Here is a 22,736-nt window from a genome sequence, read left to right as displayed (position 1 = left end):
TGCTATTATAATAGGGCTATTATGGTCCGTTCATCCAAGAAACCGCGCAGCCTGCTGTTCCCCTTGTCCTTGCTGCTGCGGGAGCTCGATGAGGCCATAGGCGTCCTCTATCGTGACAATGAGGTAGACGGGGTTCGCCCGCGTTTCAGCATGGCTCTGATCGGCCTTGCCGACCACGGGCCGATGACTATTCGTAACCTTGCTGAGTTTACCAACGTGACGCATGGCGCAATGAGTCAGTCCGTCAAGGCAATGAAAGCCGCTGGCATGGTCACGACTGAACCGGGACAGGATGCGCGTAGCATCGTGGTCAGCCTCAGCGACAAAGGCAAATCGGCTATCGGATTTCTCGAAGCTGAATGGGATGCCACCGAAGCGATGCTCGCGGAGCTGGACGCCGATTTGCCATATCCGCTGACCCGTGTGATTTCTGATATTCGGTCGCGCCTTGATCAAGAGCCATTCCAGCAGCGCCTTGCCCGGCATCTGCACGCCAGACAGTCCGAATGAACCCGTTCCGGCTGTTGGACATTGGCCCGCTGCGCGGAGATCCAACCTTCCGCCGCTTCTGGACCGGCACCTCCTTGCAGGCACTTGCCGGTCAACTGTCCGCCTTCGCGGTTCTCTATCAAATGTGGGAGATGACACACTCGTCTCTGATGACAGGGATGGTCGGCCTGACGCTGGCTGTCCCAATGGTGGCATTCGGACTTTGGGGCGGTCTTCTTGCCGATACGCGCGACAAGCGCGGGCTGATCCTCCTAGCGAATGTCGGCGCAGTCTTTTTTGCGCTTTGCTTGCTCGTGCAGGCATTGATGGAGTTCAATTCGCCGGCCTTGCTTCTTGGGCTGGCAGCGGCGCAAGCCGGAAGCATTGCTATCGGCGTGCCCTCCCGGAAAGCCATGATCCCCGACCTCCTTCCGCGCGAAAAGGTCAGCGCGGGTATTGCGCTATCCTATGCCAGCTTTCAGGCGGCAATGCTTGGCGGGCCCGCCCTGGCGGGGATCGTTTCAGCTATCTGGGGAGTGGCGGGGTGCTATGCGGCAGAAACTATCGCCTTTCTGCTGGCCTTTCGCGGGCTTGCCGCGTTGCCGAGCAAACAGACCCATGGGTCTGGAGACAGTGGGAAAGGACGATTGGTGGCTGGATTCCGTGCGATCTGGAAGAAACCGCCGCTGCGCGGCTCGTTGCTGACGGACCTTGCCGCGATGATGCTCGCCATGCCGATTGCCCTGTTTCCGGCACTGAACGAAGCGCGCTTTGGCGGCACCCCCGAAACGTTGGGCCTCTTTCTGTCAGCTATGGCCGCTGGTGGTATCGCAGCCACTCTGCTGTCAGGGACCATTACGTCCCATCCCCGCCAAGGCGCGCTTCAACTTGGCGCGGCTTTGACCTGGGGGCTGTCACTGGCGGTCGCTGGTTTGACCGGGTCCGGATGGGTGATGCTCGCGTGTCTCGCATTGGCCGGTGCCGCTGATACGGTAGCGGTCATGACTCGCGGGACAGTTGTTCAACTGTCCTGCAAACCTGAGATGCGGGGGCGTGTCTTGGCGGCTGAACAAATTGTCGGTGCCGCTGCCCCTCAGATTGGAAATTTCCGTGCCGGATTGATGGCGACAGCCCTGCCTCCCGGCGCGGCATTGGCGTGCGGAGGCGCCCTTTGCATTTTCGCTGTGGCTGCCATTGCCTTTTCACATCTTGGCCTTATGCGTTTCAGGACAACTGAGCCCAGCTCGGTGACGTGAAGAGTCCCTAGCCGCCGGCCATAAGCGCTTCCATCGGCTGCCATCCGCAATGTGGGCTCCGGGCTTTTAGGTCGAACGCAAACCAGCACCCGCCGCCTCCCGGACCTTGGTCGAAGCGTCGGCTGATAGCGATGCCTGACAGCGCGCAAAATAGGAGCGTGCCGACCCCTCCATGCCCGACGAACAGAATATCCCCTTCATGTTGGTCTGACAGGCAGGATTCGACTTCAGCCACTACGCGGCGCTGCGCGCTCTCTGCCGTCTCCCATCCGCGTACGCTCTTGGCAGGCTCGGCAAAGAACTGATCCGCAACGGCCTCAAATTCTTGTGGTGGGAGAAAGCCGGTCGCGCTGCGGTCATTTTCATGCATCCGCGGCCGAACCTCCATGGCCACTCTCAATGCTAAGGCGAGGGGCTTGGCAGTCTCAAGCGCCTTGGTCTCGTCGCTACTGACCACCCTCTGCGTTCGTGAAAGAGATCCAAGCTGCGCAGCCAATATAGCGACCCGATTGCTGCCTACTTCATTTAGTGACCACGCCCGGATGTCTTTTAGAGGCTCTATCAGCACCTGCGGATGGGTTAGGTAGCGGACGATATTGGGCACGGCTAAGCCTCTGGTGACGGACGCTGCTAACGGAAATACTCATGGTGCCCCTTCCATTGGTCAATGTCTGAAAAGTCCCGCAAAGCGGATTGACTTCTATTCCACATAAACGGCGACCTCAGCCGCCGCGTGGTCGAGGTCCTGCACAGCTATTCCCCCCGCCTCGACGTCTATTCGATAGACGAGACGTTCGTTGACCTTGCGGGCTTTGGGGATCGCATGGAGGCACATGCCGCCCAAATGCGGGATGCAGTCAGAACCGAGACCGGCATTCCGACCTGCGTTGGCATCGCCCCCACCAAGACGCTTGCCAAGCTGGCGAACTATGCTGCCAAGAAGAACCCGCTTTTTTCCGGGGTCTGCAATCTCATGGACCAGGATGTGCGGGACTATGTGATGCGCCGCATTCCCATAGGAGAAATCTGGGGCGTGGGGTCCGCGACAGAGGCCAAGTTGAAGGCCCAAGGGATCAATTCTGCCGCCGAGCTGCGCGACCTGCCTTTGGCTCTTGGCCGCAAGATCGGCACGGTTGTCCTGGAACGCCTGGTGGCCGAGCTGCGCGGCGTGTCCTGCGTCGATTTTGAGGACGTGGCCCCACAGCGCAAGGGCATGGCCGTCACCCGCTCCGCGGGCACGCCCATGACCAGCTTCGACACCCTGGCCCAGGCTATCAGTGCCCACGCTACACGGGCGGCCGAGAAGCTGCGGCAGCACGGCTTGGTGGCAGGCACGATGACGGTGTTCTATCACACCAACCCGCACAAGCCCGACAGGCCGCGCCATTCCTTTTCGCGTAGCATCCGCTTGCGGCCCATGTCCAACCACACGTTCGACTTGGTGGATGCCGCTGTGGCCGCTGCGCGGCGGGGCTGGAAGGGCGATCCGTCCGGAAACGGCTATGGCTATACCAAGGCCGGGATCATCCTCGATGACCTGCTGGCCGAGGCCGACCGACCCGCCATGCTGTTTCCCCCAGATCGACCGCGCGACGCGCGCCTGACAGACGCGCTTGATACGATCAATGACCGCTTCGGCAAGAAGACGATGGTGCTGGCGCGGGAAGGGGTCAGCCGAACCTGGGCGACGAAGGCGGATCACCGATCACCAAGATACACAACGAGGATCAGCGAACTTCCTACCCTTCGAGTCTAATAGAGCGCTCTATTGCTTAACTACTAACTTTCACCTCAGCCGTGTTTTCGTATTAGACAAATTTTGCCATTGAAATAAACGTCTTTCCGGCAATATTTTTGAATCTAAGATGCAATCTTTTAGATCTGAGTATTTTAATAATTTTAGCTACTGAAAGAAGATAGTTCTCGGCATCTTCTGGAGTAATGCTGGAAGCTTTATCGTGCGCAGCCCTGTTTCGAAGCTTGCGGAGCCCATTGACAGAGTTAACAATATTTTTAGATATGTATTCATTATCGAGAGAGTCTTTTGATGTGTTTTTAAGCATTGGAAGGGGGTCATTTATGCCTAATTCTTCAATTAATGCATGCCACTCATATGCCACATAATCATATCCTTCGATTACAGCCAATGCCGGGTTAATTTCGCACAATATTATTAAATCATTCATTTCGTCAGAATCAATAAAGTCTTTAGTGCTTAGTAGTTTCTTGTTTTTCTCAATTCTATTATCCAAATTGGCATCACTATTGGTTTCTGCTTGGTCACTGGTTTCTACGTTACCATTAGTTTCTGCTTCGTCGCTGGTTTCTACATCACCATTGGTTTCCACTTCGTCACCGGTTTTTACATCACCATTGGTTTCTGCTTCTTCACTGGTTTCTACATCGCCTTTGGATTCAACATCACCATTGGTTTGTGCAGCGCCATCAGAATTTATTTGTTCTCGGGTGTCCGTGTTCTGTTTGGATGCCACCTCTTGTATATCGCTTACTACATCTCGCAGCACATCGCTGAAGTCGACAGTGTTACCAGCAATGGATGCTGATTTAATGCGTGAAATAAGCCTTTTTACTGGCTCTCCAAAGAAAAATATTGCAAATACGACAATGGCAGGCCAAGCTAAGGCACTGACCAAGCCAACTAAAGTTTCTGCAAAAATTTCAGCGCCTGATTTTATTATAATTGAGTTAGGGGTCATCAAGCGATCTTTCATTTTTTTGAGAGACTACAGCTTCTAAAGGCTCTGTACAGTATTTTCCGGTGGCGTGCCTCCTGTTGGTTGGTCTAAGGCTGATCGCCTTGGACCGCCCGCCCCGAGGAACCGCGCTCTGGGGTTAGCTGGCAAGTGCTGGCCTGCGCCCAAAGCCTATACTCCTGCCCTTCCTTTGCGCTTGGTCATGCCCGGTTATCTCGTTCCGAGCTTGCCCGTGCAGAGACGCATTAGTTAGAGCTGCGGTGTGGCCTCGGATATTCTTAGAGAGAGGGCTTCAAGTTCTTGGATGCACGTATCATATGAACCACCCGATTTTGGGAAATCATCGCGCAAACGCTGGTAGAAACTAGAGCGTTTCTGCAAAACCCGGAATCATGGGATTTTCATAGGGGTCTGCTTGTGATTCATCCTTTCTAGGAGGATGGATCATGTCAGCACCTTTACCGAATGCGCTGCGTGCGCGGTTCAAGGCTTGTCTCGAAGAGGGTTTGAGTGGGCGAGCTGCCGCGGCGCGATTGATGCTCTCGCCTGCGACGGGGTCTCGTTGGGCCCGGGCAATTCGGCAGCACGGGGATGCAGTGCCCGCGCCGCAGGGGCGGCCACGCGGGCGCGGAAAGCTTGCGCCGCATCAGGCCTTTTTTGAAGAGCTGGTCGCCCAGGATCCGGATATCACGCTCTATGAATTGCGCGATGCGCTGGCCATGGCCGAGGGCGTGAAGGTTCATCACTCCTCGATTGCGGCTCTGCTCAAGCGGCTTGGTTTCACCTATAAAAAAAATCGTTGGTGGCCTCCGAACAGCACCGCGCCCGTGTAAAACAAGCCCGGCACGAGTGGCAGGAGCGGCGCATTCCCTTTATGCGTCGCCAGCCCGAACGGCTGGTGTTCATTGACGAAACCTCCGTGAAGACGAACCTGACCCGACTGCGAGGGCGCGCCTGCCGCGGCCAGCGGTTGCGGATGGACGCGCCTTTCGGTGGCTGGGGCACACAGACCTTCATCGCAGGCCTCACGTCGGAGGGGCTCATTGCGCCCTGGGTGATCAAAGGCGCGATGGATGGCTCCGCCTTTGCGACCTATGTCCGCGATGTCCTGACCCCGGAACTGACGCCCGGCACGGTCGTCATCCTCGACAACCTGGCCACTCATCGCAACGTCGAGGCCGCCGAAGCCATCCGTGACGCCAAGTGTTGGTTCCTGTATCTGCCGCCCTATTCACCCGACCTGAACCCCATCGAGCAGGCTTTCTCGAAGCTGAAGGCGCATCTCCGCAAAATGGGCGCACGAACCTTCGATGACCTGTTCAAAGCCCTTGGTGACATCTGCAGCATGTTCTCACCCCAGGAGTGCTGGAACTACTTCCACGCGGCAGGGTATGTATCAGGTTAATACAGAAACGCTTTAAGCAATACGAACCATCTCAGTTAATGGGCCATGCCAAACGGCCAGGTTTCAGCCAAAAGCTTCGGCATGATCGTTTCTACAAATTGCTCCGGCGTTGCGCCCGCAAATAGATACTGTGCTTTTCCGTCTACGACCAAGTTCGCCATGCCATGGATCGACGACCAAACCACGAAAATCTCGGCCATATTGTCTTCCACAGCGCCTTTTTGACGCGTGATCGCGGCTGCAAAACCTGACAACGCACGGGTGGCAGCCGCCACATAGCGGGGGTTGTCGCGATCGACGAGATCAGGTCGGAACATCAGCCGGAACCGCCCAGCATGGGCCAGCGCGAAGCTGACATAAGCAATCGCCATTTGCCGCAGATCGGCAATAGGGTCATCAGTCGGTATGACCGCGTTCAGCGACGCGCCAAGGCTATCATAGCCTAGCAGAGCCACCTCTGTCAGCAGCCCCGAGGTGGAACCGAAGTGGTGCGCGGGTGCACCGATTGATACACCTGCACGCCGTGCAGCCTCGCGCAGCGAGAGGCCCTCGATCCCGCGGTCGCGGATGATGCCATCGGTCGCTTCGATCAACGCCACCCTCAAATTTCCGTGATGGTAGCCGGATTTCCCGGAGATGGAATCACTGTGCATCTATGCAGTGCTCAATTCTTGTGTTACGCGCCGTATCTTCACCGCGCTCCTGATAGTAACGAGGATACGACTAGAATGAAACACCGACTGATAGCGGCTTAAAACTAGGGATTTTCGCGTTCTTTTGCCTTTGCGGCGCTGGAGCGGGCTGACAAGATCGAAGCAACAGCTCCGTTGGGCGGGCCTCGTAAAGCTGTTAAACCGTTTTGTTAATGCCTTGGTGCCACTAACTCTTGATGGGATAAACCGAGCTTGCATTCGAAGCTCTATATGCAACCTACGTGCGGTTTGCACCTGTGGGATTTCATCTGCGCAGATTTCTCGACTGTTCCAGCAACGGGGCGTCTTTTGGTTCAAGGGCTCTTCATCTGTGCAGGAGTCGCGTTGCCCCCGGAAAAACAGCTGAAACTCTGAGCATTGGAAAGGTTGAGTCTTCCTGGCAGCACCTTGATTGGGTCCACATATCGCGACTGCGTCCCGCTGCTTCGACTTTTTCCGAACACCAGACGCTGCGCTTGACTAGGCACATAGCTGGGCAGGCTCCTGTGACATTTTCCGTTCAAAACGGCAGTGTCCCGGGTGGTGGTGTAGGAGGCCGCGCGCGGAGCCTTTGGCGTAGCGCAGCGCGCGGCCGTGGGTGACGCTGGCGGTCACCGCCGATCTTCGGAAAAGGTTCGGGTTGCAACACCTGGAACCGAGAACGGAGATGACGATGACCGACGACAGAATGGCGCTGATCGAGTTGGTTGAGAAGGAGGCTGACGGCGATCTCGTGCGCGAGATGCTGGCCTTTGCGGCCGGGCGCATCATGGAGGCCGAGGTGGAGGCCCGGACGGGTGCGGCCAAGGGCGCGCGATCGCCGATGCGTGAAGTTCAGCGCAATGGCTACCGGGAGCGCCACTGGGACACGCGAACGGGGCGGATCGCGTTGGAGATCCCGAAGCTGCGCAAAGGCAGCTACTTCCCGAGCTTCCTTGAGCCACGCCGCACCGCCGAGAAGGCCCTCGTGGCGGTGATCCAGGAGGCCTACGTCCACGGCGTTTCGACCCGTTCGGTCGACGATCTGGTGAAGGCCATGGGCGCGGGCGGCATGTCCAAGAGCCAGGTCAGCCGGCTCTGCGCCGAGATCGACGAGCGCGTGAACGCCTTCCTGACCCGACCACTGGAAGGGGCATGGCCCTACCTCTGGCTTGACGCGACCTACCTGAAAGTCCGCGAGGGTGGTCGGATCGTCAGCCGTGCCGTGATAATCGCCGTGGCGGTGAACGAGGACGGCAAGCGCGAGGTTCTGGGTGTCGCCACCGGTCCATCCGAAGCCGAGACCTTCTGGACCGAGTTCCTGCGCAGCCTCGCCGACCGCGGCCTGCGCGGCGTGAAGCTGGTGATCGCCGATGATCACAAGGGCCTCCGGGCCGCTGCACGCCGCGTCTTCAACGCGACCCACCAGAGATGCCGCATTCACTGGATGCGCAACGCGCTGGCCCACGCCCCTGCCAAGCAGCGCACGGCGGTGGCGGCGATGCTGAAGACGATCTTCGCGCAGGAGACCAAGGCCGAGGCCGAAGCCCAGTGGGAGATCGTGGCCGACGCCCTGCGCGAGAAGCAGCCCAAGCTCGGCGCCCTGATGGACAACTCCCGCGACGACGTCCTGGCCTACATGTCGTTCCCCCGCGAGCACTGGACCCAGATCGCCTCGACCAACCCGCTCGAAAGGGTGAACCGCGAGGTGAAGCGGCGCGCCGATGTCATCGGCATCTTCCCCAACGACGAGGCCATCATCCGCCTGGTCGGCGCACTGATGCTTGAGACCAACGACGAATGGGCGGTCGCGCGGCGCTACATGTCGCTTGAAACCCTCGCCCGCGTCACCGACAATCCCAACGTCAGGCTGCCCGCCGTGGCAACCTGATCAAGCTCGAACCTCTCCGAGGCTCGGCGCTCCTACACCACGCCGTGGGACACTATCTTCAAAACCGGCCATGCCATCTGGCGACGATCCATGCACGAAGGCTACTTTTATGAAATTCAATATCTCTGCGGTCATTTCCCTGACGCTTCTGGCGTCTTTGTCTCCAGCATTCGCACAGGTGGGCGATCCGGGCGAAAGCCTGCGCCCGGCCAAATTGATGGTCCTGGAAGAGGCCGCCGACTTCGTCGAGCGGCGGTTTTTCGGGCGAATCGCGGCCAGATCGACCGTTGATCTGTCCTTTCGGGCGGGCGGCCAGATTGAGGAACTGCCTATCCGACAAGGCCAGTTTGTCGAAGCGGGCACTCTTCTGGGACGACTTGATCGCGGTCCCTTCGAACGCGCCGTGAATGAGGCGCAGGTACAGCTTAATCAGGCCGAACGGCAGTTGGCACGTCTCAGTAAATTGGGGGCGGGCGTCGTAGCCCTAGCTGAAATCGAGAATGCCCAGAGCACACGTGACGTGGCACAGGTGGCCTATGAGGATGCATTGGACAGCCTGAACTATGCCACGATGCAAGCTCCCTTCGACGCGCTCATCTCGCAGCGACTGGCGGATCAATATGCGACAGTTGCGGCGGGCGAACCCGTCGTTCGAGCACATGACATGAGCGAAATCCAGGTTCACATTCAGGTGCCGGAAATCCTGTTCCGCCAGTTCGGCGGCCAGCTGGAGTTTCAGGCCAGCGCGCAGATGGTCGTCGACGGCCCTCTTTATCCATTGGAATACCGCGAGCTGACCGCCGAGGCTGCCGAAGCGGGCCAGACCTATCGCGTAGCCTTCGCGTTCGGCGAGGATCAGCCCGAAAATCTGTTGCCGGGGGCCTCGGCCACGGTTCAGGTCACCGTCCAGCGCCCGGGCTCGGACAGCGTCGTGACGCTGCCGGCCAGTGCGCTGCGCTATGCGCCCGATGGCCGCCCTCAGGTGCTGGTTTATCGCCCCGATGACGCCGACCCCGATCGCGGCACGCTGGCCAGTCGCAGCGTCACGATCGAACCCGCCGGGGGCACCAGGTTTTACATGCTGGACGGTCCCGAGCCGGGCGTGACCATCGTCGCCTCGGGCGCGGCGATGCTGGCTGACGGGACGCGGGTAGGCCGCTTTACTGGTCTGTCCAACGACAATGGTCCTACGCCCGAGGCGTCGCAATGAACCTAGCACGTAAGGCGATCGACGCGCCGCTTCTGACTTGGCTTTTGATTCTCGGCTGCCTTCTGGGCGGCCTGTGGGGGTATGCGACCGTAGGCCGGCTGGAGGACCCGAGCTTTACCATCAAGCAGGCGGTGGTGATCACCTCCTATCCCGGGGCCTCGGCGGAACAGGTCGCCCGCGAGGTCAGCGAGCCCCTAGAATCCGCGATCCAGCAGATGGCCTCGCTGGACACGGTGACCTCGTCGAACAAGCCCGGCTCATCGCGCATCGATGTCGAAATCCTGTCTACGGTCAGTGGGGCCGAGCTGCCGCAGGTCTGGGACGAGCTGCGCAACCGCGTGGCCGATGCCGGTGCCCAATTGCCCGAAGGCGCGAACCTGCCGGTCGTAAACGACGATTTCGGCGATGTGTTCGGGATCTTCATGGCGGTGACCGCGCCCGGGTTTTCGGATGCCGAGATCCACGAGATCTCGACCTATCTGCGGCGCGAGATCCTAACGGTCGAGGGCGTGTCGAATGTGGCCATCGCCGGTTTGCCGGAAGAGGCGGTCTATGTCATGCCAGACATGGCCATCGCATCCAATCTGGGTGTCCCGCCCGGCGCTTTGATCGACCAGATCAGCGCGGCGGCAGCCGTGTCACCCTCGGGGTCTTTGGCGGCGGACGGCAACCGCTTCGGGATCGACGTGCCGCGCGGCACCAACAGCGTCGATGCGCTGCGCGAGCTGACCGTGAACGTGGGAACCTCGGTATTTCAGATGACCGACATCGCCACGGTCGAACGCGGTCGCGTTCCCACCCCGCGCGAAATCATCCGCTTTGACGGGCAAGAGGCGTTCACGCTTGGCATAGCGGGTGTGTCGTCGCAGAACATCGTCGATATCGGCATGCGCGTCGATGCCAAGATAGCCGAACTGTTGCGGGAGCTGCCCCATGGCGTGCAGCTCCACCCCATTTATCAGCAACATCTGGTCGTGGACGAATCCTCGTCCGCATTTCTGGTCAATTTGGCGATGTCGGTGGCGCTGGTGGTGGTGGTGCTGGCGCTCTTTATGGGATGGCGGTCGGCGGTCGTCATCGGATCGACGCTGTTTCTGAACGTGATCGGAACGTTCTTCTTCATGTCGCTTGGCGGGATAGAAATGGAGCGGATCTCGCTTGGCGCGCTGATCATTGCGATGGGGATGCTGGTCGACAATTCGATTGTCTTGGCCGAATCGATGCAGATCAAGATGGCCTCGGGCAGCTCGTCCCGCGACGCCGCCGAGGATGGCGCGAAGCGGGTCCAGCTGCCGCTGCTGGGCGCGACGGTGATCGGCATCATGGCCTTTGCCGGCATCGGCCTGTCGCCGGATGCGACGGGCGAGTTCATGTTCTCGCTGTTCGCGGTGGTGGGGATCTCGCTGCTGCTGTCCTGGGTACTGGCGCTCACCGTCACGCCGCTTCTGGCCCATTACGTCTTCAAGCGCGGCAAGGGCGACGGTGAGGGTGGCGATTACAATGGCCCAGTCTTTCGGGCCTATCGCACGGTACTGGGTGGGGCGCTGAGGGCGCGCTGGCTGTTTCTGGCGGCGATGATCGTCATCACCGTGCTGTGCTTTCGCGGCTTTGCCTCGGTGCCCCAGCAGTTCTTTCCCGACAGCAGCACGCCGGTCTTTTATGCGCATTACAAACTGCCGCAGGGCAGCGACATCCACAGCGTGTCGGACGACATGCGCAAGGCCGAGGAATGGTTGCTGCAGCGCGACGAGGTGACGTCGGTCGCGACCTTCGTAGGCTCGGGGGCGACGCGCTTCATGCTGACCTATTCCCCAGAAGAGGCGCTGCCCAGCTATGGCCATCTGATCATCCGTACCGCCACGACCGAAACGATCCCGCGGCTGTTGGAGGATCTGAACGAATTTGGTCGCGAAACGCTGCTTGAGGGCGAGTTCCGGACCGAACGTCTGGCCTTTGGTCCCGGCGGCGGCGCGCCCATTCAGGCGCGGATTTCGGGGCCCGATCCAAAGGTTCTGCGCGCGCTGGCCGATCTGGTCAGCACCACGCTGACCCGGCAGGATGCGGGATTGATTGATATCCGGACTGACTGGCGCGAATACGAGCCCGTGCTGATCCCAGAATATGCCACGCAGCGCGCGCAGACGGCCGGGATTTCGCGCGCCGATCTGTCAGATGCCGCGCTGATGGCGACCGAGGGCCTGCCCGTCGCGATCTATCAGGAAGCCGACAGGCAGATCCCGATCCGCCTGCGCGGCAGCGGCGCCAATCCCGATCTCGCCCAGCAGATCGTCTATTCCGAGGCTGCCGAGGATTACGTCAGCATGGAGCAGCTGATCGAACGCGTTGGATGGGAGCCCCGCGACACCCTTATCCAGCGCCGCGACCGGGTTCCGACGATCACGGTCGAGGCGGGGATCCCCACAGGGGGCAATGCATCCGATGTCTTTTCTACCATCCGCGCCCCGGTCGAGGCAATCACCATGCCCGATAGTTATGTCCTCGAATGGGGAGGGGAATATGAAAACAGCACCGACGCGCAACGCAGTCTGGGCCAGCAATTGCCGGCTTCACTTCTGATCATGGTGCTGATCTCGATCCTTTTGTTTGGCAAGCTGCGCCAGCCGCTGATCGTGTGGCTTCTGGTGCCCATGGCCGTCAACGGAGTGGTGATCGGTCTTCTCATCACCGGCCTGCCATTCTCCTTCACCGCGCTTCTGGGGCTGCTGTCACTGTCGGGGATGTTGCTGAAGAACGGCATCGTATTGGTCGAGGAGATCGATCTGGTTCGGGCAGAGGGCATGCCCTTCCGAAAGGCGATCATTGAAGCATCGACATCAAGGCTGCGCCCGGTCGTGCTGGCGGCGGTCACCACAATCCTGGGGATGGCTCCGCTGTTGTGGGATCCATTCTTTGCCTCGATGTCGGTGACCATCATGGGCGGTCTGGCCTTCGCAACTATCCTGACCCTGATCGCCGCGCCGGTCCTCTATTACGTGTTGTTTAGCAAGGAAAGAAAAATGGAGGAAGGCGGGAGTGCTAATCCGGTCGGGGCAAGCGGATGATGCGCGGCCTTGCGGCGAATGGGGCTGCCTTCAGGTCACCCATGACAGCACCTGCTGAGAGGCTTCGTGGCGCTAGCAGACTCCGGCAGCAATGCGCGTCCCGCAAATCGGGTGCAGATCAGCGGTAACGGCCTGCGGGACGTGTTTGATAGACAGCCAGCGGCGGCTGGAACAATGGATAATGGGAGAACTGGAATGACCAACGCTCAAGGGTGCTTGCACGCGAACAGGGCATCCTGCCTTTTGATTATGGCCATCACCCTGTTCCTTGGCGGGTGCGCTGCCAGACCCGGTCCTGAGGTTCTGCGAACGATCGAGGCGCGCGTTCCCGGCGCGCAGACCGTCACCATCTATGCCGCCACGACCCGTGAGCGGGCGGCTGAGAACGCTAATGTCTTCACCTCGGGGCGTGCCAGCCAGCCGAACTACTCGTCCTTCGATATCTCGGTGCCGCCCAACCATCAGCCAGGCGTGATCGAATGGCCGGACGAAGAGATCGACCCGCAGACCAGCTTTGCCACGGTCGGGCAAAGCATCCTGACCCGGCAGGGCTTCCTGCAAAAGGTCGCCGCATCGCAAGACAGCAGAAAGGACGTGCTCATCTTCGTGCACGGCTATAACTACAACTTTCCCGAGGCGCTGTACCGGCTGACCCAAATGACGGTCGATGCCGATCTGGACAACACTCCGATCCTGTTCGCCTGGCCTTCTCAGGCTGCCATTGCGGGCTATGTGGCCGACAAGGAATCCGTTACCTATTCGCGCGATGCGCTGGCCGATCTGCTGGCGGCGCTGGCGCGGGACCAGCGCATCGGCACGATCACCGTCTTTGCCCACTCGATGGGCGGCTGGCTGACGGTCGAGGCGTTGCGCCAGCTGCGCCTGTCGGGGCAAAATGACATCCTTGACCGCCTGACCGTCGTGCTTGCGGCGCCCGATATCGACGTCGATGTGTTCCGCGCGCAGATGCAGGTCCTCGGCCCGATGACGCAGCCGATGGCAGTGCTGGTCTCGCCCGATGACCAAGCCCTGCGCGTCAGCAACCGGCTGAGCCGCTCCCGCGCGCGCGTCGGCGCGCTGGACATCACCGACCCGGCCGTGCAGCAGGCCGCGCGAGAGGCTCGCTTGGCGATCATCGACATCTCCAGCCTCGAGGCTTCGGACGGCCTGAACCATGACCGGTACGTCAGGCTGGCCTCCTTCTACGCCAATCGGGGGCGGGAGGGAGGAGACGGCCCTGGCCCTAGTCTTCGCCGCACAGGGGCCTTTGTATTCAACACGGTCGGCGCCACCCTTTCCAGCCCATTCTCGATCGTGGGCGAGGCTTTGGCGGGTGAGTAGGACCATCCCGCAGACCCGGCGTGGACGACGGTGGCTTGCCGGGGCTGCCTTCACGCTTGTCGTGCTGATCGCCGCAGCCCTGGTGGGGCTGGCCCTGAGGTATCAGCTGGATGGATTCGCGCGCTGGTTCTGGATCCTTGCCGTCGGCGTGACGGCCCTTGCCATTCTGGCGCTTCGGGCCGCCGGGCGACGCGGCGCGAGCCGGGCGGTGCTGCTGCCCCTCGTCGCCGTGGCTTTGGGATGGTGGCTGACGATCCGGCCCTCGGGCGATCGGGACTGGGCGCCAGATGTCGCCCATGGCGTGACCGCGCGGATCGAGGGGCAGACCGCCATTCTGGAGAATGTCCGCAATTTCGAGTGGCGCAGCGAACAGCATTTTACCCCGCACTGGGAAACGCGCCGCTATGATATCGGCGCGTTGTCCTCAGTCGATCTAGCAACATCGACATGGGGCAATCCAGCCATCGCCCATACGCTGATCAGCTTCGGCTTTTCTGACGGCGCCTTCCTGACCTTTTCAGCCGAGATCCGGCGAGAGCGGCACGAATCCTTTTCCGAGATCGGCGGCTTCTTCAAGAAATTCGAACTGGTGATGATTGCCGCCGACGAAGCGGACATCCTTCGGCTGCGGACCACCATGCGCCGCGAGGATGTCGCCCTGTACCCGTTGGACCTGACAGCGTCGCAACGCCGGGCGCTGTTCCTGACCTATCTGGACAAGGCGAACCAGCTGGCCGCGCAGCCCGCCTTCTATCATACGATTACCGCCAACTGCACCACGATCATCTTTCAACTGGCCCGGGTGGTCGAGCCGGGCATCCCGATGGACTGGCGCATCCTTCTATCCGGCTATCTGCCAGATTACCTGCATGACCATAGGGTGACCGGCGCCGGGCTGCCGCTAGAGGAGGTCAGGACTGACGCCCGTATCAGCGCCAAAGCACAGCAGGCCGACCCCGCCATTCCCTATTCCATTGCCATCCGTGCCGAGGATCCCCCCCGGCGCTGACCGTCGCCTTGCTTCCGCCGTTATCCTCGACTTTTCTTTCCTTCGCAAAACATAGAGGGTGTCATCCCCGGATTTCGTACGCCCGAGGGAAAGAGCGGAAGTTTGCGGTGAGCGGTGGCAATGCCGACTGAACTTTGCAACGGCATGAAGATAGGATCGTTGTGTGGCCGGCGACAGGTTGCGAAGCGTCATGTCGTCGATCATACGGCGACGCAGCGGGCTAACCGCTGATGTGGCATCAGCCATGGGATGGTCTCCTGATCAAAGGTTGGTCTCAGCAACCAAACCTTCTCATCAGGAGGCCATTCCCGCCAAGAGCGACGCCCTCCCGCGTCAGCGGGTTCGTTCAATCCCATGATTCCGGTTTTTGCAGAAACGCTTTAAGCCACTTGGAAAGATCGGTTAGGGGGTAGGTGCCAGACCAGTACCTGCCGGTCATCGTGAACATCGTTTCAGTGTGAGTCACTTTCATTCTGTATGCGCCTCTGTCTGGTAAGTGCGTTTCTTACAGTATGGCCCGTCTAGCATGATGCGGATTCCCCAAGTATAAATTAGCGCCGGGTTAATTCACAACCAGACAACAATATTCTCTGGAAATTACAGCTGATATGCACGATTCTCTTTCTTATTGAAGGAGAGCATTATGGTAGCCGAAAATACTTATCGCCTCGGTCATTCGCGTTTCAGCACATCGACCGAAGGTTTGCAACGAATCTTGGAAGGCGCATACGATAAGAAGGCCAGGCCGCTGTGCCAATGCAGCCGCCAGGAACCAGCAATGTATATCGCCAAGGTCGGGAACGAATATATCCTGAAACGAATGCCCGGAACGGGTCATCTTCATGATCCAGTCTGTGAGACCTTCGATCCACCCCCGGAACTGTCCGGCCTGGGCCAGGTGAACGGACAGGCCATCGTGACCGACGAGGCGGGCGGCACGATGCTCAAACTGGATTTTCCGCTATCGGTGAAGGGCGGACGTGCCGCCCCCGTGGCCGATCCGGGAGAGGCCGCATCATCCGCCATCGCCAGCCCGGCAAAGCTGCGTTTGCTGGCCATGCTGCACTACCTTTGGGAAGCTGCGGGTTTGAACAGGTGGCGGAATAGTTTCGGCCGCCGCCGCAGCTGGTTCATCATCCACCGTGAATTGATGGCCGCGGCCGCAAAAGTCAGCACAAAGGCCGGGCCGATCTCTGGCAACCTCTTTGTCCCCCCGCTCTATTCCATCGAGGAAAAGGAAAGGCTCGCCGCCGAACGGCGGCGCTTCCTGCACCGGCTTCAGCCGGTTGCAGGAAAGCCCACACCCCTTGGCATCATCATCGCAGAATACAAAGGCTATGAGCCTTCGACCTACGGTCGAAAGCTGATTCTCAAGCATCTCCCGGATTATCCCATGTTCCTGGACGAGGAGACCGGGAAGCGGTTCGACAGGATCGCGGCCGACAAGATCGAGACTATTGAGGCAACGCCGAACAGCCATCTGATCGTCATTGCGACCTTCAGCCCCAAGCCGAGCCACGGCAACATCCGCGAAATCGCCGTCATGCCCGTCAACGGGCAATGGATTCCGTTCGATCACGACCGCGAACACCAGTTGCTGGACGCCCTGGCCGAGCGCGACTTCATCAAATGTCTGAAATACAACCTGTCGGCCACGGCGCCTGTCGCCAATGCCCTGCTACTGGATACCGGAACGCCTGTCGCCATGTTCGCCCCCAGTCACGACATGACGGAGGAGGCGTATGACGACCTGCAAAAGATCGCCGCCGATGGCGTCTATCCGCCGTGGCTGTGGGCACCCGGAGAATTTGACTTGCCTGGTATCCCAGGTAACTCAAAATAATCGCATGGTATGCCAGCTCTTTCTGCGGATACTTATATATCGGTTTCATAAATTTACTTTGCAAACCCTGAGAACCTGCACAGTAAAAGGATAATATAATGGACGGTTATTGCCCTTATTGCTTAGTGCCAAGTTTTCACATCTGGGCCTGCCCACATTGCGGAGGGGTCAGACCTATTCCGGATGAGAAGCTTGAGACCAAAAAAGATAAGTCAGGTGTGGGGGGCTGGACGATTTTGTTGCTGATCGCTGGTCTCGGCATGCTGATGCAGATTTCTGCGCTGTTTCTCTGACCGATCCGGGCGTCCCCTTCGGGCCGCGTCCCCGGTTCCGGCCGGCTGCACCGGCCTCCACCCGAGCTGGTCGGGGCGATGCGCCCGGCTGCGCTGCACGGTTGAATGTCTCGTCCCGAGCCATCCCCCCGCACACCGGTCCTGGGCGCCCTGCCCTGCCCATCTCGTCCCTGACGGGCGGGACCGCTGACGCAGGACGCGCCCGGTTGTCCAGTCGTGCACCGGGAACGGCCTTGGAAGTAAAGGTGCGCGACCGCAGCAGGAGCGATGCCTTATGGGAGCTTAGGTTAAATAAGATCGGGCCACCGTTAGGTGGCCCGAAATGCCCGTAGCCGTAGACGAAGTTGGCGGAAGCGATGAGATTCGAACTCACGGTAGGGAAGACCCTACGTCGGTTTACTCTAGCTACGGGCGGTATTCAGGCCGATGGTTTAGACCGCTCACCCACACTTCCGGTAGTAATAATCTAGCGGAGCTTCCTCTCATTGCAAGAGGGCTTAAGTGAGAAATGCATAGGCTGAGGATGTCAAAACTCGGTAGGCTAGTTACGGCGTCCGGAAGCTTGATCTAAAGCATGTGAGACGGGCTATAGTAATACTGAAGATCCCCGCGCGAGGCGCGGCGATCGAGACGCAGGGGGGATTTGGACAAGCCAAACGCCCCCTGCCCTTGTTGGGCCAGGCGCTGCGCGCCTGTCCGTCAGGGGACCGCCGGTCCCCCACCGCAACACGAAAATGCTGCACGTCCTGCGGGGCCGTGTCCTCGCGCTGCGCGCTGCGGGCCGCACCACCCCCTTGTCCGTTTGATTTTCCCATTGCGGCGGTTCCCCCCCTGCCCTCGCCGGGAGGCAAGGGTTCAGGAGAGGGGCGCGCTTCGCGCTTCCTCGCCTGACCCCTCGCCCATTTTGGGCACCGGCCACAGGGCAAAGTCCGGGCCGGGATCGTCGCAAAAGAAGGAACGCCAAATGGCACAAGCAAACCAGACCGACACCGCCACCGAGCAGGCCCGCGACCACATGCTGCGCCTGCTGATCGCAGAGCAGAACGACGCCTTCCGCCGCTGCCTGGGCTTTGCCGCCCTATGGCGGGACCATCATCTGAAAGGCCGTGCTGTCGTCACGCCGGGTTTCGAGGCCCTGCCGGTGGCGACCAAATCCGCCTTGATGGAGAAGGTTATCAACTTCAGCGACTTCACCGAAGAAAACGACCCTTGGGAGGATCATTCCTTTGGGCGCGTGGAAGCCGATGGCGCTGCGATTTTCTGGAAGATCGACCTTTACGACACCGCCTACACCTACGGCGCAACGATGCCCGATTGTGCCTGTGACCCCGGCCAGACGCGCCGTGTCCTGACGCTCTACCTGCCGTCCGAACACTGACCAGAGATCGGCCTGCTTTCGCTCCGTTAGCAGGCCGATGCTTCCCGCAGCTTCAACCGGAAAGGGGGTGAACACATGAGCAAAGCAATCTTTGAACAGCGCCTCGCGGAAGCATGGGCACTTGTCAGGAAGGGCGATGATTTTGGGATCGGCCGCCGCTTCCTGAACCAGCACGGGGCCGTTTAAGCCCCCCCGCCTTGTCCTGCCCTCACAGCCGGACAAGGCACCAATAAGCATAATCGTCGCAAACAGGAATGCCACCCATGACAACCGAAATCATCACCGCAGCCGCCATCCAGTATTTCCCGCTGGCCCAACTCTATGTCTCCGACATGAACCCGCGTCAGGATGCGGACCCGGAGGGGATCGACCTGCTGGCCGACAGCCTTGCCATGATCGGCCTGATCCAGAACCTCTCCGGCACCGTTGACGCGGATGGCCGCGTCGGCATCGTCGCCGGGGGCCGCAGGCTGCGCGCCATTGCCCGCGCGGTTGAGCGTGACCCGACCGTGACCAAGCGCCACCCGGAACTGGCATCTGTTCCCGTCCGCATCGCCCCAAACGAGGCCACCGCGCGGGCATGGGCCAGCGCCGAGAACGCCGCCCGCGAGGACCTGGCCCCCGCCGATGAAATCCGGGCCTATGGCCGGATGAAGGAGGCAGGCGCAGACGTGTCCACCATCGCCCGCAGCTTCGGCAAGACCGAGGCGCATGTTTACCGCCGCCTTGCCTTGGCCGCACTGCCCGTCCCCGTTCTGGACGCCTTGAAGGCGGGCCAGATCAGCTACGGGATGGCGAAAGCCTTCACCGTGTCCCAGGACGAGGCCCTGACCTTGCAGGTTCTGGCCGAGGTGAAGGGCCGCGACCTGTCGGAACACCAGATCAAGCGCGCTTTGCAGCCCGACGCCATCAGCGGCACCGACCGCCGCGCCGTGTTCGTCGGGCTGGACGCCTACGAGGCCGCTGGCGGGCGGTTGATCCGCGACCTGTTCAGCGACACGACCGCACTGAACGATGCCGACCTGCTGGACCGCCTGTTCATCGAGAAACTGAAAGAGGAAGCGGCGAAGGTCGGGGCGGTCTGGAAATGGGCAGAGGTTATGACCGACAGCTATATCCCCTATGACACCACCGAGAAGATGGACCGGGTTTACCGCGTCGAGGGCGAACTGACCGAGGAACAGGCCGAGCGTTACGACGAGTTGGCCGAACTGGCGAACGGCGACGTTCTGGACGAGGCAGGCCAAGCCGAACTGGCGGAACTGGTCGCAATCCTTGACGGAGACTATACCGATGCACAGCGCGCCGTGGCCGGGGTGTTCGTCTATGTGGGAAGCGATGGACGGCTTTGCGTGACCAACCCCCTTGTCAGCCCCTATGACCGGGAGGAAGCAATCAAGACGCAGGTTCTGACCGGACACGCCGCAACGCGCCACGGCGCGGCCAGCGTCGAGGATGCCCCCAAGTCGCCCTATTCCGGCGCGCTGGTCGAGGACATGAAGGCCGTGCGGCTGGCCGCGATCCAGACCGCGTTGCTGGACAAGCCGGAAATGGTGTTCGACCTGCTGGCCTTCGGCCTGTCGCTGGCATCGGGCGTCAGCACCCATGTGTTCGACCTGTCGCCGGGACGCCCCAACAACTGCCCGAGCAAGCCCGAGGGGTTGGAGTTTTCCGAACGGCTGACCCATGCCCCTGCGGGACATGAGGCATGGAGCCGCCCGGAACTGCGGATTGACGATCTGGCGACCGCCTTCCGCACGTTCGTCGCCGCTGGCAAGAAAGCCCGCAACGCGGCGCTGGTCGAGAGCGTGGCGCGGACCCTGCCCTATGGCGCAGGTAGCGCGGAGTTTTTCGGACTGATCGAGGCCGATGCCGGGGCCGGTATCCGCAAGGTCTGGACGCCCACCGCCGAGAACTTTTTCAGCCGCGTCAGCGCCGACTATCTGGACGCGCTGCATCTGGACCTGACCGCCTGTGATCCGCAGGGGAACGGTTTCAAGGCGCACAAAGCCCAGAAGAAGGCCGAGAAAGCGCAGTGCATGGAGCGTCTGTTCAGCGATGCCGAGTATCAGAAGGCATGGAAGATCGACGCAGAGAAGAAGGCCCGCATCGAGGCTTGGACCCCGGACTGCTTCTGAAAAAAATGAAGGGGCGGGGAGAATAGCCGCCCCTTCAATCCAACAGGAGGAAGAACCCGAATGTATGTTGCAACTTATTGGGATGGCAATACCTGAATAGACCCGCGCAGCGAGCTATAAACATTTATTGAAGACCGGCAGGCGATGCTCACCGCCGCTGCAATCCACAAGAACGCCCGCCCCTGTTTTACTACCGCTCAAACCGACATTTCCGCCGCAGCTCCTGTTCAGTAGAGCGCGGCCCCGCCCATCCTTCTGCGACGAAGGTTCAACTGGCCCCGCCTCGCGCGGGGCCTCTTTTCCATCGCCGCCTTTTGTCGTGACAGGGCAAGGAAAAGCAGAGCGGACGGCCGTCTATGCCGGCCACCCCCGCCAGGCCCGGCCCTTCGGGCGGAGCCTTGCCATCGGCAAGGCAGCACCGCGATACAGAAACGGCAGAATAACAATCAAAGCCGAAAAAATATGGCGCAGGTGATGCTTCGCATCCCTTGCGCCATATTGGTCCGCAGTTATTATCAAAGCAATGTCTTTTGAGAAACCTCTATTCAACAGCCGGAAATATTATGATCGACATGAGCCTTGAAGATAAAGCGCATTACGTCATGGGAAAAAGCATCGACTTCGATCCAGCAGTTTTTACAAATGCAGATATGATAAATGCGGCCACCCGTATCATGAGCCACGTGGCAGTTGTCCGAGCCGATACGTTCTGGAAGCCCGAAACTGTTGGTCAAAGCAGGCGATACGGACTCTCGTTCTATCCCAAAGGTCAGAGGCCGATAATTTACCTGAATGTCCTCAAACACAAAGGCGACAAGCTGGAACTGTTCGACACGATCCTGCACGAAGCGTTGCATTGTTCCGCGCTGTATCTGGATCGCCACGACGAGCTGCCAAGCGATGAACAGTCGATAGAATACAGGCTGGAAGAACTTTGCGTGTCGTCTGGCATGAGTAAGCTATATCCCATGCTCAAAATCGCAGACATGCGGGAAGCAAGTCGGCGACAAAAGAAAATCGTAGATCAGTCGATAAAATCCTTGAGGCAGGACATGTCTGAGAATGTCATTGAGGAATGGGTCGCCAAGGGCCAAGAAGCTGCGAATTGGCTTCATAACATCATCACGCCCGAAACCCGGTCATAGACAGCGATCCGGGCGTCCCCTTCGGGCCGCGCCCCCGGTTCCGGCCGGCAAGACCGGCCTCCACCCGAGCTGGTCGGGGCGATGCGCCCGGCTGCGCTGCACGGGTGAATGTCTCGTCCCGAGCCATCCCCCCGCACACCGGTCCTGGGCGCCCTGCCCCGCCCATCTCGTCCCTCACGGGCGGGACCGCTGACGCAAACCACGCGCGCAATCATTTGCCATGACAGATTATGGCCTTAATTTTCTCGATTGAGCCTGCCGTAAAGGAGATTGGAGCCTTTGAACCAAGGCACGGACTTTTGCGGTATGGATACCGCTATCCCCGTCTTGGGGTTTCGACCGGTGAACGCCACCCGAGGTCTGACTTCAAAAACACCAAATCCTCTGATCTCAACCCTTTGTCCACGCGCAAGGCTCGCGATAATTGCCTCAAAGATCTTATCAACTGCGGCCTCGACGTCCCTTGATGGAAGATGAGGTCTTTCAGCTACAATTCTCTTTATCAATTCAGAACGAACCATGCAGTCCACCTCAGCAAAAACTTCAAGGTCACGAAATTAGCTGATCATAACCCGAAGCGATCTTATCTGTTCCTATTTTGGTCCCAGGTTTATTTGAAATAGCGAGATCCCGCGCAGGCGCGTGATCGAGACGCAGGGGGGATTTGGACAAGCCAAACGCCCCCTGCCTTTGTTGGGACAGGCGCTGCGCGCCTGTCCGTCAGGGGACCGCCGGTCCCCCACCGCAACAGGAAAATGCTGCACGTCCTGCGGGGCCGTGTCCTCGCGCGTCGCGCTGCGGGCCGCACCACCCCCTTGTCCGCTGGATTTTCCCATTGCGGCGGTTCCCCCCCTGCCCTCGGCCGGGAGCAAGGGTTCAGGAGAGGGGCGC

Annotated in this window: 19 protein-coding genes and 1 tRNA gene; 14 read left to right on the top strand and 6 right to left on the bottom strand. The window is 60.0% G+C overall.

Annotation, left to right across the window (positions count from 1 at the left end):
• Positions 1-21 precede the first annotated feature (21 nt).
• Together GBO37_RS18050 and GBO37_RS18045 are read left to right on the top strand one after the other, a co-directional pair.
• Complete coding sequence (locus GBO37_RS18050; protein ID WP_252930286.1) at positions 22-510, top strand: MarR family winged helix-turn-helix transcriptional regulator; 489 nt, start codon at positions 22-24, stop codon at positions 508-510.
• A complete protein-coding gene (locus tag GBO37_RS18045) occupies positions 507-1,745 on the top strand; it encodes an MFS transporter (protein ID WP_252930285.1) in 1,239 nt (412 codons plus the stop codon). Before GBO37_RS18050 ends, GBO37_RS18045 begins: the two co-directional genes overlap by 4 nt.
• A gap of 7 nt (positions 1,746-1,752) precedes the next feature.
• Here GBO37_RS18045 and GBO37_RS18040 read toward each other — a convergent pair whose 3' ends face one another.
• Positions 1,753-2,349 carry a histidine phosphatase family protein gene (locus tag GBO37_RS18040; protein WP_252930283.1) on the bottom strand — a complete coding sequence of 199 codons (597 nt, stop codon included), beginning with the start codon at positions 2,347-2,349 and terminating at the stop codon, positions 1,753-1,755.
• Positions 2,350-2,478: 129 nt separating this feature from the next.
• Between GBO37_RS18040 and GBO37_RS18035 the strand changes: the two genes are divergently transcribed.
• Positions 2,479-3,501 carry a DUF4113 domain-containing protein gene (locus GBO37_RS18035; RefSeq protein ID WP_252930282.1) on the top strand — a complete coding sequence of 341 codons (1,023 nt, stop codon included), beginning with the start codon at positions 2,479-2,481 and terminating at the stop codon, positions 3,499-3,501.
• A gap of 52 nt (positions 3,502-3,553) precedes the next feature.
• On the opposite strand, the gene GBO37_RS18030 is transcribed toward GBO37_RS18035, so the two are convergent.
• The gene (locus GBO37_RS18030; protein ID WP_252930280.1) at positions 3,554-4,462 is read right to left on the bottom strand and encodes a DUF4145 domain-containing protein; all 909 of its coding nucleotides are present in this window, start codon (positions 4,460-4,462) and stop codon (positions 3,554-3,556) included.
• A gap of 443 nt (positions 4,463-4,905) precedes the next feature.
• On the opposite strand from GBO37_RS18030, the gene GBO37_RS18025 reads away from it, so the two are divergent.
• Positions 4,906-5,864, top strand: a protein-coding gene (locus tag GBO37_RS18025) for an IS630 family transposase (protein WP_127898215.1) whose coding sequence is annotated in 2 segments (ribosomal slippage) — positions 4,906-5,247 and positions 5,250-5,864 — 957 coding nt in all. Because the reading frame shifts where the segments join, the coding sequence is not laid out codon by codon here.
• Positions 5,865-5,899: 35 nt separating this feature from the next.
• Here the strand turns inward: GBO37_RS18025 and GBO37_RS18020 are convergent.
• Positions 5,900-6,457, bottom strand: a complete 558-nt coding sequence (locus GBO37_RS18020; RefSeq protein WP_164871409.1) for a TetR/AcrR family transcriptional regulator — start codon at positions 6,455-6,457, stop codon at positions 5,900-5,902.
• A 772-nt stretch (positions 6,458-7,229) separates the two neighbouring features.
• Here GBO37_RS18020 and GBO37_RS18015 point away from each other — a divergent pair.
• The 5 genes from GBO37_RS18015 to GBO37_RS17995 all read left to right on the top strand — a co-directional run bounded on the left by GBO37_RS18015 (position 7,230) and on the right by GBO37_RS17995 (position 15,048).
• Positions 7,230-8,426, top strand: a complete 1,197-nt coding sequence (locus GBO37_RS18015; RefSeq protein ID WP_252930279.1) for an IS256 family transposase — start codon at positions 7,230-7,232, stop codon at positions 8,424-8,426.
• 109 nt (positions 8,427-8,535) lie between these two features.
• Positions 8,536-9,636 (top strand): efflux RND transporter periplasmic adaptor subunit, encoded by a 1,101-nt coding sequence (locus GBO37_RS18010; RefSeq protein ID WP_252930278.1) that lies wholly within the window; start codon positions 8,536-8,538, stop codon positions 9,634-9,636.
• Positions 9,633-12,698, top strand: a complete 3,066-nt coding sequence (locus GBO37_RS18005) for an efflux RND transporter permease subunit (RefSeq protein WP_127898212.1) — start codon at positions 9,633-9,635, stop codon at positions 12,696-12,698. Before GBO37_RS18010 ends, GBO37_RS18005 begins: the two co-directional genes overlap by 4 nt.
• 66 nt (positions 12,699-12,764) lie before the next feature.
• Complete coding sequence (locus GBO37_RS18000; protein ID WP_252930277.1) at positions 12,765-14,039, top strand: alpha/beta fold hydrolase; 1,275 nt, start codon at positions 12,765-12,767, stop codon at positions 14,037-14,039.
• Complete coding sequence (locus GBO37_RS17995; protein WP_205963140.1) at positions 14,032-15,048, top strand: DUF4105 domain-containing protein; 1,017 nt, start codon at positions 14,032-14,034, stop codon at positions 15,046-15,048. Before GBO37_RS18000 ends, GBO37_RS17995 begins: the two co-directional genes overlap by 8 nt.
• Here the strand turns inward: GBO37_RS17995 and GBO37_RS21695 are convergent.
• Positions 14,941-15,252, bottom strand: coding sequence for a hypothetical protein (locus tag GBO37_RS21695; protein ID WP_371927630.1), 312 nt, complete (start codon positions 15,250-15,252; stop codon positions 14,941-14,943). The two genes, GBO37_RS17995 and GBO37_RS21695, sit on opposite strands and share 108 nt — an antisense overlap.
• 439 nt (positions 15,253-15,691) lie before the next feature.
• Between GBO37_RS21695 and GBO37_RS17990 the strand changes: the two genes are divergently transcribed.
• Both GBO37_RS17990 and GBO37_RS17985 read left to right on the top strand, forming a co-directional pair.
• Complete coding sequence (locus tag GBO37_RS17990) at positions 15,692-16,891, top strand: DUF1173 family protein (protein WP_252930276.1); 1,200 nt, start codon at positions 15,692-15,694, stop codon at positions 16,889-16,891.
• A gap of 98 nt (positions 16,892-16,989) precedes the next feature.
• Positions 16,990-17,184 (top strand): hypothetical protein, encoded by a 195-nt coding sequence (locus GBO37_RS17985; RefSeq protein ID WP_139085623.1) that lies wholly within the window; start codon positions 16,990-16,992, stop codon positions 17,182-17,184.
• A gap of 345 nt (positions 17,185-17,529) precedes the next feature.
• Here GBO37_RS17985 and GBO37_RS17980 read toward each other — a convergent pair.
• Positions 17,530-17,638 (bottom strand) — tRNA-OTHER (locus GBO37_RS17980).
• A gap of 510 nt (positions 17,639-18,148) precedes the next feature.
• Between GBO37_RS17980 and GBO37_RS17975 the strand changes: the two genes are divergently transcribed.
• The 3 genes from GBO37_RS17975 (at position 18,149) to GBO37_RS17965 (ending at position 21,845) form a co-directional block, all read left to right on the top strand.
• Positions 18,149-18,562: a DUF3768 domain-containing protein gene (locus tag GBO37_RS17975; RefSeq protein WP_252930275.1), complete on the top strand. Its 414-nt coding sequence runs from the start codon at positions 18,149-18,151 to the stop codon at positions 18,560-18,562.
• 263 nt (positions 18,563-18,825) lie between these two features.
• Positions 18,826-20,700: a ParB/RepB/Spo0J family partition protein gene (locus tag GBO37_RS17970; protein ID WP_252930274.1), complete on the top strand. Its 1,875-nt coding sequence runs from the start codon at positions 18,826-18,828 to the stop codon at positions 20,698-20,700.
• A gap of 563 nt (positions 20,701-21,263) precedes the next feature.
• Positions 21,264-21,845 (top strand): hypothetical protein, encoded by a 582-nt coding sequence (locus GBO37_RS17965; RefSeq protein WP_252930273.1) that lies wholly within the window; start codon positions 21,264-21,266, stop codon positions 21,843-21,845.
• A gap of 236 nt (positions 21,846-22,081) precedes the next feature.
• Here GBO37_RS17965 and GBO37_RS17960 read toward each other — a convergent pair whose 3' ends face one another.
• Positions 22,082-22,366 (bottom strand): HU family DNA-binding protein, encoded by a 285-nt coding sequence (locus tag GBO37_RS17960; protein WP_252930272.1) that lies wholly within the window; start codon positions 22,364-22,366, stop codon positions 22,082-22,084.
• Positions 22,367-22,736: the final 370 nt, after the last annotated feature.

It is taken from the genome of Paracoccus sp. 08, from assembly GCF_024105395.1.
In the GTDB taxonomy this organism is placed as follows: domain Bacteria; phylum Pseudomonadota; class Alphaproteobacteria; order Rhodobacterales; family Rhodobacteraceae; genus Paracoccus; species Paracoccus marcusii.
Note: the sequence above shows the minus strand (reverse complement) of the source record. Positions and strands in the feature narration are given on the sequence as shown.